Raw genomic sequence first — 18,039 nt, 5'->3', positions numbered from 1 at the left:
GGAGACCATATGGCCGCGCCCATTACGCATGAAAGAAAAGCGACAGAATATCTTGCCAATGAGCGGACCTTTCTCGCATGGGTGAGAACAAGCATTGCCGTTATCAGTCTCGGCTTTGTCATTGCCAAATTCAGCGTCTGGATGCATGAAATTGCTACACGACTGACTCCGGGCAAACCTCTACCGGTCACCGGAATATCCATGTCCATCGGTATAGCCATGATGGGATTCGGAGGCTTTCTAATAGGGGCAGCTGCCTGCCATTACCATTTTACGAACAAAGCGATAGAGCGAGGGGAAGTAAAAGCCAATCATGCACTGGTTATGACCGTCACCGTTGCCATTATTTTATTGTCTATCGCAATGATTATTTACATGCTCTTAACAGCCAAGAATTTTTAAGGAAGAAATGACGGCAGCTTATTCAAGTGTTGCTCATGCAGGGTTTGATAAAGAAACTAGCAAAGCGATGAAAATACTTGCCTCTGCGGTTGAAATCCCGAAACAGTTCCTGTAGGCCCTGATAAAATCGCTACAACGCAACAGCCTTCGCAGCTTGGCCGGAGGACACTATAAAAATTCACATCAATTTTCCGCAATATTCCCTCCAGCAACACCAAATTTATTAAGAAAAAATTAACGCTTCCTAGCGTATTATTATGTTTTATCTATCTACGTGAAATCATACCTATGCCTCTAGACACTGACCAGCCGGACCAGCGCAGATACCTGGACGAAGTAGGCCTCAAAGAGGCACGGCAGTATGCGTCCTATTATAAAACTGGCATGATCCCTGGTCCGGATGGAGCTCCTTTGGGAATCGGCGCAGAAGATTTTGAAATGTTTGTAGCAGTGGTGTTAGGCACCAAGCAACAACGCCATATATACGATCAGATTCATGCACGCGGCGGCCAGGTGACACATGTTGACCTGGGAACAGGCCCTGCCCCGGAAAACCTTATTGCAGCGATTGGATATGCAGATAAATCCATAGCGGTTGATCTTTCGCCGGGTAATCTGGCTTATCTGGAAGATATCAAAAATCCAAAAACACCGCTCGAACCGCACTTGCAGGCATGGCTTGAGATGGCCACTATCATCTATGATCTTGGGAGTGTCCAGAAGCTCATCGAACTGGATCGCAAGATACCGGATATTGGCTGAAATACGGAATAGATGAAAATATCCTGCCCCAGCCGGACGGCACGGTAAATTTATATGATTTGCTGCGTAAATGGCCCGTACTGAGTGAAGACAACAAGAATCTGGTATCAGAAGCTATCTATAATGTTCCGGGGGTTGGTCATGCTCCTGACAATCCATATATTAATATAGATCTGCAACAGGCACTGACCGAAAAAATGATCGTTCGTCAGGGCGATCTTCTCAATCCCCACGGTTATGTGATTAGAAATTCGGGCGGAAAAGAAGTTCCTTCTATCGAGGATCTGTTGGGAACCGCTAATATTGTCACCAGCACCTATGTGATAGAATCCATTACAGACGATCTCTTGCATATGGCGCAGGCCGAAGCAACCAAACAACGGATCGCCACTAAGAACGACCGCGCGACCTTTGCACGCTTCAATCAATATGTCTGCGGCTTTATCGTGGAAGCAGGTGGTTATAACGGTTTTATACCTGCCGAAGAGCGTGCTGAAGACAATATATTCTTGGAATGCCCCTGCAGCAGAGCGCTGCTGAAAGAAATAGTCGAACAGGGTGTCAAACTGTCCAATACATTCGATGCGCTGCCATCCAATAGCGGAGTAATGCCTGATGAAAGAAGAATGGTCAAACATGACCTGCCCCCCGCCGAAGCAGCCATCTTCGAAGGAAAAGTTCGCGACTCTACACAATACGCAAACGGATGGAAAATGCTGGAAGGCATTAGGCATGAAATACGCACGGTACAGGCAAGCATCTTATCGCCGGAGGGTGAAGAGATAAGAGTCTTCACACGCCATTGCACTCCCTCTGAAGTAGAGGAAATGACGCAGAAAGTGACGGACATGGCCACGCAGTATATGGAGAAAACAGGTATTGCATCTACAGCTCACACTATGCACACCACTATTATTCCCTGGGGAAAAATTAAGGATGCTCATTTTCTTGGAGGAAGAAAATTATCCACCGTCCTGCGTAATTTCCGGGAAGCAGAACATGGCATTGCGCCTGCATTGCAGGAAATGATAAATGAAGTTGAAGCGTTTCTTGAAGAGCAAAACAGACAAAGGGTATCGGGTGCCCGTCGGCATGATCGAGATCATGTAATAGCAAGCAACACACAATTTCTAAACAGAACGCCGCAAGCAAGAGAACTTGTGGAGGAAATATCATCAAGAATATCACAAGTTACCCGGAAGACGTTACTACCGCGGTAAGACGATTAGAATTAACCCGCTCGACAAATATTCGCAGCCGTTAAATAGGACTAGGTTCAACCAACCATTCCATCTCATAGAAACATGTATTCAAAGACCGGAAGAAAGCACAAGACGTACTCCTCACCGGGGATTATAATACAATGTTATAAGGTCAGGTTTTGTTGGCAGATACCGTACTTTTTGGAAAATGTAATGACCGGGCCCAAGAGGCTATTCCGGCAATCCCGCATAAAATCAGGGATAAATGGTGCTGCTGAGGTTAATCGAAAACCCGACCCCGTCATTACCAAAGGTCACACCCTAGGTTAGCAACCTAGCTGATTACTTATATAATTCGTGTTTTCACCACAGATTTCCTCGCCGTACTTTTCCGTATTTGCTTGATTATAGTATCGTCAGGTTCAATGCGAATCTAATCTAAACAAGCATAGAGTTGTTTGGATAAGCCCTATCTTATATACTTCTTTAGTATAAGGCAGTTTCATTATCTCTTTAGAGAGAAGCAGCGACTTGAGCATATCATAGAGAGAACAACTAATAATACCGTAGTGTACATTATAAGTTGCCAAGGAATCTTCTACAGCCTTAGGCATAAAGCCCAATCCAAGCATTAGATATGTAACAGGCACAACCACCGGGTGGTATTTTACGGCATCATATGTGATATCATCTATAATCATCGGGGCCGTCACTGGTATCTGCTGATCTGTCAAGACCTGTCGTATTTTTTTACTCAAAACGTTTCTATCCGTCATATAGGATTGGCTAGGCCCCTCATAACCTTTCCTAAATTCAACGGTAAAATCGTGATATGCCAGCCATGCACCCAATATAGCAGCAACTATCATATAAATAGGCATTGAGATGCTTAAGAGAGTACTAAATTTTGCATATCGACCTTTCAATATCTCCGCTTGGACATAAAAGGGCCAGAGCAATACAGCTACAATCATCAGTGAGCAGGTGAAAAAAGCAACTTCATAAAAATGTTTAACAATACTTAGAAAGAAGGGAGCAAATAAAGAAATCATCACTGAGATGACCAAATAAAGTTGCTTCCGATCTGCCGGAAACTTTAAATAAAACAGGCAAGCACATAACTTTATTATAATATAGGAAACAAGTGCTAGAAGAGCTCCAACTATCAATACATTTTCAAGACTATCAAAATATCCGTTAAGCGGGGGCAGATATCCCACCTGATAAGGTGGGTGGAACATCATACGCTGTAGGCTTTGTTCTAACAGGCTCCATCGCATTGCTGTGTATAAATTAGAGAAAAATACATCAGGTTTTTTAAGCAAATCGAGAGGGTTTGCCGCCTGTGCTTCCATACTTCCCTTTATATTAGGAATAGAAGCACATGATAGAAAGCCTGCTTCATGTAACTGTATTGTAGCATGAATAAGTCCGAACAAGAGTCCAAGAAACAACATTATGTACAAAATGCGGGTGGAAAGCCGTCTAATATTTGCTGATGCTAGTATGATTGCTGCTATTACCAGCACCGAAAGGTATAGAGCCTTCGGATGGACAAAAGCAATGAAGCTAAAAATGATTAATTGTGTACCCGCATATATGTAAAGCCGTACACCCTGCTGAGAAAGCATATGAACAGCCATTGCGTATAATGCCATACATGACGCAAGTATTAAAATTTCTGGGCGCAGCATGGTAATGCCATACAGCATAGGTCCCAGAACAGAAAATAATAATAAGGGCCAAAAAGTTTGGTTTCCCCTTATCAGATTATGCCAGATCAACACACCATATAAAAATGCCAACCCTATATAGGGTAAGAAACGATAAGATATCCATGTATCTCCCAGATGGCTTATAACTGCCCAAAACATAGCTGCCGGGACAAGTAATGCACCGGGCCTTACCAGAAATCCACTAGGACAGAAAGGCAATACTGATTGTTTAAAGCCGCCGTTAATAAAGTAACGCTCAAGGAATATTTTGTAAGCAAACTCGTCGGGATAAAGGGGCGAGAAACACGTAAGTCCGATAGCAACGGCTAGAATACCAATGGTAGTCCAGGCAACGGTGGTTTTAACAGCATGCATGCGGTCAATTCCTGAATGTTCGGCATGCAGAAACGACTCTTTGCACATGCTCCTGCGGCATATTCGGGGTAAGAGGAAGGCTTAGAATTTCCTGGCTGAGCGCCTGTGCAGCAGGGTAAGATCGCTGCAAATGGTAAGCAGGTTGTGAATGGGGGGGTATGGGATAATGTATTAGGGTACCGATTCCGGTATTATGCAGATGTGCTTGCAACGAATCTCTTTCAGGGCTTCGAATAACGAACAAATGCCATGCCGGCTCTGCCCATGGCGGCACACAAGGTAAGGTTAAGCCAAGATCTTTCAGCCCCTCAAGATAGACAGCCGCAATATTGCGGCGAGTAGCGTTATCCTGATCCAGAGTTTTAAGTTTCACACGCAGGAAAGCAGCCTGCAATTCATCTAACCGCGAATTGAAACCTTTTACTTCATTATGATACTTAATATTTGAACCGTAGTTGCGCAATAGGCGTATTTGTTTTGCCAGTTCCGGATCATCGGTCGTGACTGCGCCACCATCTCCTAGCGCTCCAAGATTCTTGCCAGGATAAAAACTAAAGCCAGCTGCGTGCCCAAGTGCTCCAGTCTTTTTCCCACGATAACTAGCACCATGCGCTTGTGCGGCATCCTCCAGTACTTTAAGATTGTATTTTTCTGCTATTGCCAGAATAGGGTCCATATCGGCAGGCTGACCATAAAGATGTACGGGAATAATTGCCTTTGTACGAGGAGTTATAACCGCCTCAATCTGAGCAGGGTCAATATTATATGTGACAGTATCAGGCTCGACGGGAACGGGAATAGCACCAGCATAACTAACAGCGAGCCATGTAGCAATATAAGTGTTAGATGGCACGATAACTTCATCCCCTGCACCGATATTCCATGCATGTAGAACGAGATGTAACGCCTCCAACCCATTACCAACACCGATACAATGGTTGACACCGCAATAATCCGCAAACTCTTGCTCAAAAGCATCTACTTCCTTACCCAGGACAAGCCAGCCAGAATCCAGTACATGATCAAGCGCTGTATGAAATTCTTCACGCAACCGCGCATTAATGGATTTCAGGTCAAGAAACGGAATCATGCTACAGCTTCTCGTAGGAAACTACGCGCTTTAATAAAGTTCTCATACTCTCTAAAATAATCGGCCTCGTCATAATATTCAGATGCCAGCACCAGGCAAACGGCCCCAGAGGAAAAATTATTCACTTCCCGCCATATATAGGGGCAGATGGTCAGGCCCGCATAACTTCGGTTAAGCTGAATAGTCTTTTTCCGGTGACCATCGTCCAACACAACATCGAATGAGCCAGACATAGCAATTAGAAACTGATGCAACGCCTTATGTGCATGTCCGCCACGTTCTGCACCGCCCGGAACATCATACAGATAGTATACGCGCTTTATAGGAAAATGAATATGCCGCTCGGCTTCAATGAACGTTAAATTCCCTCTTGGATCGGATATCTTAGGCAATTGTATGAGCTTACAATCATCTATGGATGTAGCAATCATTTCATCCCCCGGGTAAGAAAGTGCTTATTCAGTAAAAATGTGAATGGTAGCAGCAAAACTATGTTTATAAGAGGAGCAAATCGCTGGTCAAGCCCCAACAACCTCACTTCAAGGCTTAACAAAGCAAGGGAAGCCAAATATTGAGCACAATACACAATAGGATAACTAGTCAGCCTATAAAGCGTCAAAGGTACATTAAATACAAAGAGGCTATTGAGCAGATAAGCAATGATGATTCCTGCTGCAAAGGAAAAGGAAAATGCCAGATAATAGCTTACATAATGCAACATCAGCAGGTAAATTAAATAACTCGCCACAGTGGTAGCACCACCAGTGCATATAAAGCGGATGAAACGATTCCTAATAAATTTCTTCAATGACAACCTCTGGGCGTTTATTGAGTTCATCGAAGACACGCCAGAGATATTCCCCCATCATTCCAAGCATCAAAATAATAAGGCCTAACAGAAACGTAATCAATGCAGCGATGGACGCGAAGCCTGGAACGTAAATATCCCCCAATAGAGCGTGTATAACAATATTAATACCATATGCAAAACTGCATGCCGATATAATTGCCCCAATGCAGGAGATTAGCCGTATAGGAGTAACGGAGAAGCCAAGCATTACATCCAGGAATGCTTTAAACTTCTTCGTAAAAGTCCAGCGAGACTTGCCATGTTCACGCTTAGCCCGACGATAATAAATAACTTCCGGCTTATAGCCCAGCCAGTAGGCAAGCAATGGCGTATAAAGATTTTTAGAGCTGTTCTGCAAATGCGGAATGAGCCGCTTATCAATTAAAGCCATATCATATCCACCGCTGGGATAATCGGATATGACAAGTTTATGCAGCAACCAATAATAAATGACCGCAAATAATTTACTGGCTGCAGGATCTTCACGGCTGTTACGTACACAGATCGTGAACTTTGAACCTGCCTGCCATTTCTGCACCATTTCCATGATCAATTCTGGCGGATCCTGCAAATCTGCAGCCAGAATCATAAAGCAATCACCTGTTGCGTGTTGCAGACCGCATTTTGAGGCATGTACTGCTCCAAAATTGCGTGTTAACTTGATAACTTTGGTTGCTGGCCTGCTCTGTTTGATATCTAGTAGCACAGCAAGCGAATTATCGCCTGAACCGTCATCGACGAAGATCAGTTCTAGTGCCATTTCCAAAGTGGTAATACGTAGCTCGATATCCTTCAATCGCTCGAAAAGCACTGGCAAGGATTCTGCATTAAAATAGACAGGTATAACAATAGAGAGTGTCTTCATTCGATGGACATTTCATAATGATCGTAGGTTGCGGCGCGCCCCCCAAGCATTTCTTTTTGGGCAATAAGCCCTTGATTTAAAAACTTTCCCCCATCTTCTGTGGAAATACCAAAATCAAAGTATAGATATGTTTTATATTCTACATCCAGCAGATAGGCAATAATTGCATCTAATGCCCCATATTGTAGCCCATCCGCATTCGCTCCCATATATTGGGCATGGGCTGTTTTCCTGGATTGATATACGACAATGCCAGCAACCATTTTATCGTCGATAAAAGCGCCGAATAATTGTATATTGTTCGGAAATGCGTAAGCAAGAGACGTTATTTCCTTTAAAGAGTGCACCGGCACAGCATTATGCTCTTTGAGCACCTGCGTTTCAATTTCCCAGAAGGTTGCATAGTCTTGTGTTTTGCGTACGGTAATATGTGCTTTACGCGCCTTTGAAAGGTTATATTTCTTACCCTTGGCAAATGGAAGGCGTTCCGGTATGAATATTGTACTGGTGATATCACGACGGATCAAAGTGGCATTATGAATAAAAAGAGCATACAAATCTTCACCGGTTGGAACCGTTGCATAAAACGACGGAATCGCTTTATATAGCATACGCGAAATGCCAAGCTTTGCATAATGCTGCTTAACTGCTGTGAATATAAGTAGCATCCTACCTGCCGTCATGCGATTGCAGGACAAAATACCACCATAGGTAAGACCTGCATGAGAAGTGACCGTGGTATCCTTAATACTGGCAGGGAATAAAGCAACCAGTCTTTCATTCTCATCATAAATCAGCAACGAACTATCCTGAAATCGGTCCGCATGATAGTCCATGTAATCACGATAAAAAAGAAAGGTCGCGTTCTTTGAATCAGTGACAAATGCATCCCAAGCTGGTTTGTATGCTGATGTGTAAGGTTCAATCCGCACTGACGAGCCTTGCATAACCAAACCCCTCATAGCCGTAATTGTTCCCATTATAAAATAGATAGGCGTTTTCTTCCGTTTCGATATAGGCAGGGTATGCCATCATCTCACTATCCCAACTGCCGGAAGTTTTCTCTAATCCCAATAAAGCATCATTGCGAATCCAGTTTATGCCATCTTTGGAGTATGCATACCCCAAACTGTAAGGATCTGTTTCACTACCATGACATAAGAACATATGGTAGCCATCCGCCTTTTTAATAACATTCGGTCTTGCAATCCTGTATTCGTCACCTGAAGTCGGCAGTACTACCCTACCCTCTTGGGGAATGTGAATACCATCAGCAGATTCTGTGTAACGAATATCATAAACGGGAAGTGTTTTATATTTACCCTGCTGGAATTGCGAACCGCCACCATACCAGATGCGCCAGCGCCCGCCATCCTGCATAGCCGTATGAATAACTCTAAAAAGAGTTTCTGTTGGGGTTCTATCAACGACTGGCACAACCTGAACACGCTCAAATTTGCTACCATCACGACTGAAAGCCAGACCTCCAAATACCAGAAATCGTACCTTACCGACCAACTGGTATCCCGCATAATATAGATAAATGCCCTCTTGTGTCTGCACTGCACAGCAGGGTACAACCCCATTATCATCAAAACATCCAGCGATGCCAATATCCAGACAAGGAGCCTCTGATATCCCAATAACTTCTGACGGATTATCCGCTTTGACATCGACATATCCGATGCGGGAAATATCATCGGCATCTCTCATACCGGCATAAATACGGATAACCTCTTTACTAAAGCGTAATGGACTGGGCTGCAATGCGGAATGCGCTGCCCAAGAAACACGTCCGGCAGGACCGAATACAAGTCCTTCCTTAATCCATTTCATAATGACTCGGCAATTTTAAAGAACCGCCTAGTAGGCACTTTGAGTGCTACCGCTGGGTTTCCATCGTACATTGTATTTTCCTCTGTGTTCTTTGTAATAACGGTAGCTGGACGTGTAAAGTTATCTTTTGCGATTGTAATGTGATCGGAAATCGTTGTATTGACACCCAGAAAACTATTTTCCCCTATAGTGCAATATCCGGAAACTACAACATATGATGATATAAAGCAGTTATCCTGCACAACAGACTGATGCCCAATATGATTACCTGACCATAACACCACGTTATTGCCTATGGTTACGAACGGCTGGATTACATTATTTTCAAAAACAAATATATTCTCTCCTAAAATAACATTACGCCATACGAAAGCCCTACTGCTGATGTAATTGGCAAGCTTATACCCTTTTTCTTTCATCATACGGTATAAACGAGTACGTACACGATTTAATTGGGTAAATGTCACCGCCACAAATGCCGCGTGTGCTTCTGGAGAGAAGATGTTTTCCATTTCCTCCACAGGAATCACTGGCAACCCAACTAGGGTTGGGTTTGTAATAAATGTTTTCTCTACTGCAAATCCAACTACTTTATAATCCGAATCATGAGTGAAATACTCGTAAGCGATATGTGCAAATTCTCCGGCTCCAACAATTACTAATTTCTTCATATAAATATTTGATTATTCAAATTGCCTATTGCACTTATAATGCTCCGGACCGTAAGAGTAAATAGCCTAGTAGCTGGCCTCCTCAAGGGCAATAAACGAAAAGATAATTACAAATATTCTATATGCTAGATAAAATGCCGCGATATCTCTGCTAAGCTGTAACTCACCAGCCTTCGTCATGTAGGACGGCAGTTTATGCTATACCCCGGCAACGAATGCCTGCCATAAATCGTGAAACCTTATTTCATCCTCAGGGCCTTATTAAGGGAATATATCCAAGATAAATTGGCAAGTTTCATAAGATAATTATCAATTCCAGCATGAATTCGCAGATTATGTGAAATTCTTTATAGAAGGCATTTGATTATTCAAAGGTGCATATTTGAGACTGGCTTTGAGAAGCGATTGATAGGTTTATAAGCATTGAATCTGTCTTCCACAAGAACGAATGTGATAAAGGAAAAGACAAGAACAACACTGGCGACGATGAGAGCCTCCAACAAATAGGATGAGTGCGTGCTGAATCCATGAGGAAAGAGTTGCGAATGAACATACCCTATACCTGAGTGCCAAAGATAAAAGCCATAAGAAAGCACACCAAATATCTGAAGAATCCTAAACATGCTAAATCGATGCAGATCCTTATATGCAGAAGTGTGCCTTATGCCATCTAACAATATTATTGTTATTCCCGTTCCAATGGAAATGAATGTAAAATTAATCGCTAATACGAAGCTGCAAAGATAAAAAGCCAGTGCAAACTCTAAAGGGATTATCCAACAGTTGACAATATATTTTGCAATTCTTTCAGGCACGCGAAAGCTAAGATAGTTACATAGAAATCCTATCAAAAAGAACGGTAAATTCCCAAACAGTGAAAATAGAAGGGGATTACGAACGGGAGTATCTAAAATCATATATTGATTGGCAACCCAGCCTTTTAACAAGGTGAGAGTGGTAATAACAGCAATAAGCAGCAGTATTCCCTTCTTAGGAGAAGTAGTCATGATTCTATTAAACAGCAGAAAAATAAAAGGAGCTATAACATAATACTGCATTTCGACAGAGAGGCTCCACATGGCTCCTATACCATTAAACGGTAGCGTATTCCCGTAGTAATTGAAGGTAAAAAGCCGAAAGGCTGATAATGGAGTAAATCTTAGAATACTAGGATATTGCAGAACACACAAAAACAGAAACACAAAACACATTAGGGGAAATATTCTTATCCATCTGCTTTCATAGAAAATTAGAATTCCTTTGCGTGAGGCATGGTATCGGCCTGATAAGAAGGCTTTTCCCATTAGGAATCCCGATAAGGTAAAAAAGATTGCCATGCCGGCATGTGCGCCCCCACTGAGAAATTGCCATTTTCCTGCAAGAACTTCTGGGGTCGGATGCAACAGAATCATAATGTGGGTTGTAAATACAATAAATGCAGCAAAGAACCTTATGACAAGCAGCGGATCTGCAGTGTTTAATAATGACTTAAACGGATCTAGTACAAAAGAATTAGTCTCGGCTTGAGGAGAAGGAATAGGCGCAGGTAAAAGTCGCGAAGTTGCCTTCTGAAAAAGATATATCCCCAATATAGCTGTCAGTGCGCATCCAAGATTAAGTAAAGAAACATGTTTATGAATTATCAATCTAACAAAATAATCCATTCCTGTTCCTGCCAGAATTACACATATAAATGCTATTTCTAAAGCTGTCTGCATTACACTCTCTGTATGTATATTGAATTTAATATCAACAATTCATGTAACCTGTTGCTCCTTAAAAGTACAAGTCCTTATTTGTGAGTGGAATATACAGATTCACTAATAAACAAACTTTCTCTTTGCTTGACATAATAGTTTCGCGCAAAAGGTTGATACACATACAGAGGTATTTAAAACGAGTTTCATATCATATCTCTCCTATGCGATAGGCCAGGGATAGGAAATCATTTCAATCCCTATTCAAATGAATATATATATATTCAATTCACTTAAAAGCTTCTGGTATAGTAGGAGTTATAACAGTTATTTACAGACTTCACTCTGATACTACCGGTGTATCTGCTGGACCTATTACAAATAACAGTACACACTTCAATCGTTGAACATAAAATCGCTCTAATTTATAATAAGATATCGCCTCCATTATATAAAACATATGTCAAAGTCCGGCTTTACATTAATCGAAATCAGCATTGTGCTGGTTATTATAGGGCTTATTGTAGGAGGTATCCTGACCGGACAGGAGCTGATCAAAGCATCGCAGCGACGCGCTATTCTCTCCGAAGTAGAGAAGCTTAAAACCGCCGTCATGACGTTCCAGAGTAAATACAACGCCATTCCAGGTGACATGGCTAATGCAACGACTTTTTGGGGCGACTGCGCCTGTGGAGGCGGTTGGTCCGGTTCGCTCAGCAGCACCGCAACTAATAATGGCAACGGCAACGGATTGATAGACGGTTCTTTCAATGGCGGCGTAGATGGCTATTGCGACGGCAAGAATTACATGTCCGTACTGTGCGATGATGAACCTTATTATTTCTGGAAGCATCTCGCCAATGCTGGCCTCATCAACAATTCCTATACCGGCACCCTGCTGAGTCTGGACGGCAGCACACGAATACAGACTATCGGTCAGAATATAGCACCCTCCACTGTTAACCCCAAGTGGGGCTACTCCGTCCAGTATATGTGCCTCAATACGGGAGGCCCTATGTACTTTTCTAATAACAACTTCTGCGGCAATGCCATCTCTCTGGGCACAGCCGAACCCAGCCCATCGCATGACTACGAAAACCTGAGTGCCTATTCAGCGTTTTCACCATTAGATGCGATGCTGATTGATTCCAAGATTGATGACGGCAAACCGGGCTCAGGCTCGGTTAATTCCCCTCCTAAAGGCAGCTATTTCAGCACCGCCGGAACTTCAAACTGCACGACTTCCGCTACCGCTTCTGCGTCCGCTTATAATACTTCCGTGAATACCCCTGAATGCAGCCTGTTTTTCTTAGGCGGATTTTAACGGATCGAAAAGCTACTCCGGCAATCCCGCACAAAATCTGAGAGAAATGGTGCTGCTGAGAAGAATTGAACTTCCGACCCCAATTATCCCTATCTATTATTCTCGGGAAGGCGCACCTCACTCAGTCGCATATCTTCCATATCACCTCGTCCTTCCAATACGCCAAGCTAACAAGCTTTTTTATTCTGGCAAATACAAGCCTCAGATAGTTTTAAACGATTAATAGAATTATTATATATAACAATATATTAACCTAGCAATCCACTCTAATCTGGCGAAGCCGAACATAAAAACACAACTCCAACAATAATGTGCTAAAATAGTAAAGGTGTTGGCAATGTTGGATAACAGATGACACAATACATTCATCCGCAAGAGCTGGAAAATATGCTCATGCATATCGCCTATATGTCGGTCGATATCGATGCTGATTATACTTCCACTTGGAAAGACATGCCTGAATGGGGGCAACAGATAGTAGGTGAAGTATTTGCAACAAGAAAATACAGAAATGATAAGCGCCCATCTTTAAGATCTGACATGATGCCTGATAATTACTGGGCGGATGTGCATAAATTATACCGTTCGGCAAGTGCAGGATTGCTGGAGCGTGTTCAACAGGCCTCGGCAGCATCTCCGGATAATCAGCATATCGCCCTTCTATCAGCAATTTCTCAGGACATCTACGACGCGGCTGAGGATGCACTAAAAACAAGTCAGTCTGAAAAAAGAAGTAAGCGGCAAAACGCTCAGAATAAAGATGGTACGGCAGGTGCAGACAGGCCTACGGAAGTTCCGCAAAAGTTGGGTATTCTGAAAGCAAAACTACTGAGTGAATATGATCAGTATAAGAGCAGAGCACAAAATATTGCACCGGATTTAACAGACGCCGAAATAGAAGCCGCGACGAATCTGGCACGCAGAGTGGCGCTCTATAGCTTTGTCGGCAAATACGGCTTCTTTAGATTGCCCGAAAAATCATTGAAAGAGGTTTTACAGCAAGGAGGAGTATCCGCTCTAAATGGCGCAGGCCAGGATCTGGGACAGATATGCACTGATCTGGCCGCTCCCCCTTATGAAATTGAATATGGCCTGCCAAAAGAAAAAATCGTTAAGGTAATTAAACATAATATCGGAAAATTGCAGGCTTGGGGTTTAGCAGAAAGCCTTCGTGCTGACGGTAATAGGAGTAATGCTAAGACAATTCTGTGTATGCAAACCGAACTCGGTAAAATATGCGGTCCGGAAGAATATACAGATGCAAGAAATCTGGCTTTGATAATGGCCGCTTTGGCAACCAGAGTTAACGATGGCGCAGAAAAAGCACGTATATCTGCATTGGCAACACAAGTGGCCGGAGCCAGGAATAAAAGCGATTTACAGGCATTACTGACAGGTCAGGCTTATGGGGATGCTACCGATACATTAAAAATGTCTATGACTAACCCAAGCGTTGCTTATGCGGACTTGACTGAAGAAGCCGGTAAGGCAATGAGAATACTTGTCTCCGCGATTGAAGTTCCCGAAGTGGTCAAATCCGGGAAAATGAAGGTGGCAAAACAACCATCACAGTCCGGTAAAGGCCGTGCCTGATACGCTTCTCCGGCAATCCCCACAAAATCAGGAAGAAATGGTGCTGCTGAGGTTAATCGAAAACCCGACCCCGTCATTACCAAGACACTTAGGCGCAGAACAGATAAGCTATTAGACTACAGCAGGTTATCGAAGAATACGCAATTTCTGTACGTTATTGCGGACTCGCTTATCGCTACTCTACGTAGCCTAGCGTAGCTCTGCCTCGATTTAATTCCGTACTTTTTCGTTCTTTTATTCGCCGTTCGTTTTTAGAATCTTTATAGATTGGATAGATGGCGACTCCTTAAGATTTATTCAATTCGATTCCCATTTTCTGAATTTCTTCTTCATATATCTTAATCGCCTTTGGATCATAGTCGAAATACCTTTCCCAAAAGCCAGGTTCCAACCAAGGTTTTGGAGCAAGTGAAATAGTGCCAGGAGGATACATTTGTATAATCCAGTTAGATGGTATAGAACCGTCTACCAACTCTACTTGTTCTAAAGAATATATAGCGGGTATTGGATTTTCCGTAATAAGACGGAGATATGTTCTGTATTCCGGTGTCTGACTTATACTGATTTCAATGACGTCGTATATTGTATTTAATGTAATCCAAGGAGATTCTTTCACCTCCTCTCCTACCCCATTCAATACTTTTATACAGCGGACTTTCATGCGTTATCTCCCCAAAGGATTATTAAATATTACTTTATAATCCTGACCATAATACGTCTGACCAGTAGCTGGGTTCTGATAATAATGAACCTGAGCTGGTCCATGAGGGGTGTTGATATTTACAACATTTTTATCCACCCCCGCCGGAAATGCTGCCTTATTACCTAAGGAACTGTTAGGAATAATAGTTTGACCTTGGCTTAGTGTTTGCTGTGTCAACGTTCCCTCATTCGTAAAGTTTGAAGCTGCTTCTTGATATGTCAAGTCATCTTTAAGTAGCTTATATTGTAGCGAGCTTCCTGCACACATTCCACCTTCTTCTGCTGCTGCGCCAGCACCTCCGCTGGGTACTCCTCCATTAAAGGCAAAAGAAGCATTTGCAGCAGCATCAGCCCAATTTACACTACCATTCTCATAATACTGATATGCGGCATTTCCTGTAAAAATCAAAGCAGCAGCGGATAGCTCCATACAGGCGGGACTAGCTGCACAAAGGGCGATGAACTGCACAAACTGGCCTGAAGGATCGACTCCCTTCATAGGATTATTACCAACGTACGCAAAGCTGTTGATGCCGCCATTAAGCCCAATTGGATCATCCTGATCGTAGCGCCCAAGTGTCGGATCATAAGTACGGAAACCGTTATTAACGAGCGATGGGAATTCCGTATCGACATACTGCCCCGGGAAGCGCATATTGTTGGTGACCGAAGCGGTCAATGAGAAGTCCTCCCCGAATGGCATACGCACGCGGTCCCATACAATGGCCTTGCTCGCATTCGTCATCTTCACCGGCGTATTTAGGTGATCCCTATGGATAGGATAGAACGTAAGAATAATGCAAGGAAACAGGTAAGAAGATTATTAAAAAACTTTTTTTGTACCACTATTGGAACAACTGCATAGTGGACAATGCTATGATTATGCCTCATCTACTAACAACTTTAACACTAACTCGGGATTAGCTTTGATGCAGGTGAGATAGGAGACAACCGCAGAGTCCAGTGGAGTATCTTTTCGCTCCCACTGACGGAGAGTATATAAATTAATCCCATAATTGCGTGAAAACTCTGCTTGGCTTAAGCCTACCTCCTTACGGATTGTAGCGACAGTTTTTCCGTTCATATTCATCTCCATTAAAAATTGCTTTATTATTCAATAGAGATTACACATATGACAACATGGTATTAGGTTTAACGTATGCCCCGTAAGAAATCAGCATTACTAGAAAAAGTTCAATGCCCCAAATGCGATAGCAATATTACGGTTAAAGCAGGTATTGTTAATGGCGTTCAACGTTATCTATGTCGAAACTGCCAAAAATATTTTCTAAAAGAAATAAAAAGGCCTAGAAAAACTGTTACTCAGAAACATGCCGCAATTTTGATGCATCTCTGTGGCGTTTCGAGAAGAGAAATCTGTAATATACTGGAAATACACGATGACACAGCCAAGCGCTGGCTAAGTAAATTGGATGATGATTATCTTAAAGATATGCCGGATATAGAAAATCTCCGCACACAAAATAAACGAGTTGTACGAGATAGAGATATTTCCGCTCACCTTACCAAAGGCAAAACCTGGTTAATGATCGAACTTGATCTGGAAGGCGATGCTTCTGGAAGCAGGCCAATTATTATTAAGAATCGCTCGAATTCATAGAACAGCATATAAATATCTTGATGCAAACAGCTCAGGATATCCCCTACTCTTCCATTAGGCTTCGCGGAGCCTTAACAGACTGGCTCGCCAGCCTGCCGTCAGACTATTACGTCACATTCAATTTTAACACCCATACAACATTGGCATCTGGCAGGACGACACTGAAGCGGTTCCATGCGATGCTGGATCGAAAATTATACGGCAGACACTTTAACAGAATGAAACCGGACGAACGGACACTGTTTATTGCGTTTCCCGAACATGTAGAAAGCAATTTGCATTATCATGCACTGCTTTGCAGCAAACATCCGGACTTCACTTCTACGGCAGAAAAAATATGGGAGTCGATCCTGCCATCCGGCAGCCTGCATATTATTGACCTGAACGCAAAAGGAGCGAGCAAGTTCGATCTCCTCAACATCGCACAATACAATACGAAAGAACTTCACCGGGATAGTCGGTATGAGGATTTCATCATATCGAGTCAGTTTTCAGCCATATAACGGCTGCTAAATACCAGCTGTATATCAAGACACCTGTGCACCACGGAAACCAGTTACGATATGCCTACGAATATGTCATCCCAAATACGGGATGCATTTTAAAGGCTATGGCAATAAGTTGATCCTGATTATTCGGTAGCTTTGGTTAAAGCAGACAAATCAGGCTTATACAGCACCCTATTGACGGAGCGTTTTAATAATACGCACCCGCTCCTCATTTGTAAGCATCTTGTTCAATGCCATATAGTACTGAAAGTCTTTTCCCACACTATTTTTAGTTTTAGTGTCGGCTCCTGATTTTATCAATAACTCAATCAACGGTGCTGATGCATTTTCTGCCGCATACAATAAGGCAGTACGTCCTGTTATTGCAGGGTTCTCACAATTACCTGGATCCGCTACAGGAGTTACAGCATTAACTTCAGCACGGTTTTTAAGTAATAATGCAGCTGCATCCATAAGATTCCACTGTGCAGTATACATCAAAGCTGTTTTCCCAAACCAATTTCTTCCATTAACCTCAACTCCTTTTTTGATTAGCAACTGCATCATTGAGGGGTTATCAAGTGCATAAAATATAAAAGGCTCATAACCATAACTTTCATTACTTGCTTGATCATCCTTAAACTGCGTATCAGGCGTGTTTGCGATCAAGTCTTCCATATTCAATAAGATAGCCTTATGAATAAATGCTTCCGGTATTGCTTCTTTTGCCAATAAAGCTTTTTGATAAGCCTGCCGGAAATGAGTTGCATCAGTCGCATTGTCATAAACTTCATCCCACTTCACTTGTCCGTCGAAATGCATGGAACCGGTGATAATATTAGCCAC

At 42.7% G+C, this 18,039-nt stretch carries 19 protein-coding genes; 7 read left to right on the top strand and 12 right to left on the bottom strand.

Translation table 11 applies throughout. From position 1 onward, the window contains the following. Positions 1 to 9: 9 nt before the first annotated feature. The 3 genes from VFT64_07605 to VFT64_07595 all read left to right on the top strand — a co-directional run bounded on the left by VFT64_07605 (position 10) and on the right by VFT64_07595 (position 2,384). Positions 10 to 402, top strand: a complete 393-nt coding sequence (locus tag VFT64_07605) for a DUF202 domain-containing protein (protein ID HEU5047692.1) — start codon at positions 10 to 12, stop codon at positions 400 to 402. Between the two features lie 288 nt (positions 403 to 690). Beyond that, complete coding sequence (locus VFT64_07600) at positions 691 to 1,164, top strand: hypothetical protein (GenBank protein ID HEU5047691.1); 474 nt, start codon at positions 691 to 693, stop codon at positions 1,162 to 1,164. A 59-nt stretch (positions 1,165 to 1,223) separates the two neighbouring features. Further along, entirely contained in the window at positions 1,224 to 2,384 is a 1,161-nt protein-coding gene (locus tag VFT64_07595; protein ID HEU5047690.1) for a hypothetical protein, read from the top strand. A gap of 404 nt (positions 2,385 to 2,788) precedes the next feature. On the opposite strand, the gene VFT64_07590 is transcribed toward VFT64_07595, so the two are convergent. The 8 genes from VFT64_07590 to VFT64_07555 all read right to left on the bottom strand — a co-directional run bounded on the left by VFT64_07590 (position 2,789) and on the right by VFT64_07555 (position 11,486). Next, the gene (locus tag VFT64_07590; protein HEU5047689.1) at positions 2,789 to 4,456 is read right to left on the bottom strand and encodes a hypothetical protein; all 1,668 of its coding nucleotides are present in this window, start codon (positions 4,454 to 4,456) and stop codon (positions 2,789 to 2,791) included. A 4-nt stretch (positions 4,457 to 4,460) separates the two neighbouring features. Next, complete coding sequence (locus VFT64_07585; GenBank protein ID HEU5047688.1) at positions 4,461 to 5,546, bottom strand: DegT/DnrJ/EryC1/StrS family aminotransferase; 1,086 nt, start codon at positions 5,544 to 5,546, stop codon at positions 4,461 to 4,463. Continuing rightward, positions 5,543 to 5,977, bottom strand: a complete 435-nt coding sequence (locus VFT64_07580) for an FdtA/QdtA family cupin domain-containing protein (protein HEU5047687.1) — start codon at positions 5,975 to 5,977, stop codon at positions 5,543 to 5,545. Before VFT64_07580 ends, VFT64_07585 begins: the two co-directional genes overlap by 4 nt. A 360-nt stretch (positions 5,978 to 6,337) precedes the next feature. Further along, positions 6,338 to 7,261 carry a glycosyltransferase family 2 protein gene (locus VFT64_07575; GenBank protein HEU5047686.1) on the bottom strand — a complete coding sequence of 308 codons (924 nt, stop codon included), beginning with the start codon at positions 7,259 to 7,261 and terminating at the stop codon, positions 6,338 to 6,340. After that, positions 7,258 to 8,208: a GNAT family N-acetyltransferase gene (locus tag VFT64_07570; protein HEU5047685.1), complete on the bottom strand. Its 951-nt coding sequence runs from the start codon at positions 8,206 to 8,208 to the stop codon at positions 7,258 to 7,260. The genes VFT64_07575 and VFT64_07570 overlap by 4 nt, the downstream gene beginning before the upstream one ends. Continuing rightward, on the bottom strand, positions 8,183 to 9,097 hold the full coding sequence (locus VFT64_07565) for a hypothetical protein (GenBank protein ID HEU5047684.1): 915 nt from the start codon (positions 9,095 to 9,097) through the stop codon (positions 8,183 to 8,185). Before VFT64_07565 ends, VFT64_07570 begins: the two co-directional genes overlap by 26 nt. Then, positions 9,094 to 9,768, bottom strand: a complete 675-nt coding sequence (locus tag VFT64_07560; protein ID HEU5047683.1) for an acetyltransferase — start codon at positions 9,766 to 9,768, stop codon at positions 9,094 to 9,096. Before VFT64_07560 ends, VFT64_07565 begins: the two co-directional genes overlap by 4 nt. Positions 9,769 to 10,136: 368 nt before the next feature. Then, the gene (locus tag VFT64_07555; protein ID HEU5047682.1) at positions 10,137 to 11,486 is read right to left on the bottom strand and encodes an acyltransferase; all 1,350 of its coding nucleotides are present in this window, start codon (positions 11,484 to 11,486) and stop codon (positions 10,137 to 10,139) included. Between the two features lie 439 nt (positions 11,487 to 11,925). Between VFT64_07555 and VFT64_07550 the strand changes: the two genes are divergently transcribed. After that, positions 11,926 to 12,789 (top strand): prepilin-type N-terminal cleavage/methylation domain-containing protein, encoded by an 864-nt coding sequence (locus VFT64_07550; GenBank protein HEU5047681.1) that lies wholly within the window; start codon positions 11,926 to 11,928, stop codon positions 12,787 to 12,789. A 351-nt stretch (positions 12,790 to 13,140) separates the two neighbouring features. Beyond that, on the top strand, positions 13,141 to 14,382 hold the full coding sequence (locus VFT64_07545; protein HEU5047680.1) for a hypothetical protein: 1,242 nt from the start codon (positions 13,141 to 13,143) through the stop codon (positions 14,380 to 14,382). Between the two features lie 286 nt (positions 14,383 to 14,668). Here VFT64_07545 and VFT64_07540 read toward each other — a convergent pair whose 3' ends face one another. The 3 genes from VFT64_07540 to VFT64_07530 form a co-directional block, all read right to left on the bottom strand. Then, the gene (locus VFT64_07540) at positions 14,669 to 15,043 is read right to left on the bottom strand and encodes a hypothetical protein (protein ID HEU5047679.1); all 375 of its coding nucleotides are present in this window, start codon (positions 15,041 to 15,043) and stop codon (positions 14,669 to 14,671) included. 3 nt (positions 15,044 to 15,046) lie between these two features. Then, a complete protein-coding gene (locus tag VFT64_07535; GenBank protein HEU5047678.1) occupies positions 15,047 to 15,787 on the bottom strand; it encodes an RHS repeat-associated core domain-containing protein in 741 nt (246 codons plus the stop codon). Between the two features lie 177 nt (positions 15,788 to 15,964). After that, positions 15,965 to 16,168 carry a hypothetical protein gene (locus VFT64_07530; GenBank protein HEU5047677.1) on the bottom strand — a complete coding sequence of 68 codons (204 nt, stop codon included), beginning with the start codon at positions 16,166 to 16,168 and terminating at the stop codon, positions 15,965 to 15,967. Positions 16,169 to 16,243: 75 nt separating this feature from the next. Here VFT64_07530 and VFT64_07525 point away from each other — a divergent pair, with 75 nt between their 5' ends. After that, on the top strand, positions 16,244 to 16,705 hold the full coding sequence (locus tag VFT64_07525; GenBank protein HEU5047676.1) for a hypothetical protein: 462 nt from the start codon (positions 16,244 to 16,246) through the stop codon (positions 16,703 to 16,705). A 20-nt stretch (positions 16,706 to 16,725) separates the two neighbouring features. Further along, positions 16,726 to 17,208, top strand: a complete 483-nt coding sequence (locus tag VFT64_07520; GenBank protein HEU5047675.1) for a hypothetical protein — start codon at positions 16,726 to 16,728, stop codon at positions 17,206 to 17,208. A 177-nt stretch (positions 17,209 to 17,385) separates the two neighbouring features. On the opposite strand, the gene VFT64_07515 is transcribed toward VFT64_07520, so the two are convergent. Beyond that, on the bottom strand, positions 17,386 to 18,039 hold a 654-nt coding region (locus tag VFT64_07515; GenBank protein HEU5047674.1), incomplete at its 5' end, for an ankyrin repeat domain-containing protein.

The organism is Rickettsiales bacterium (assembly GCA_035765535.1).
Lineage (GTDB): Bacteria > Pseudomonadota > Alphaproteobacteria > Rickettsiales > JABCZZ01 > JABCZZ01.
The sequence above is the reverse complement of the archived record's forward strand: the minus strand, read 5'-3'. Positions and strand labels throughout refer to the sequence as shown.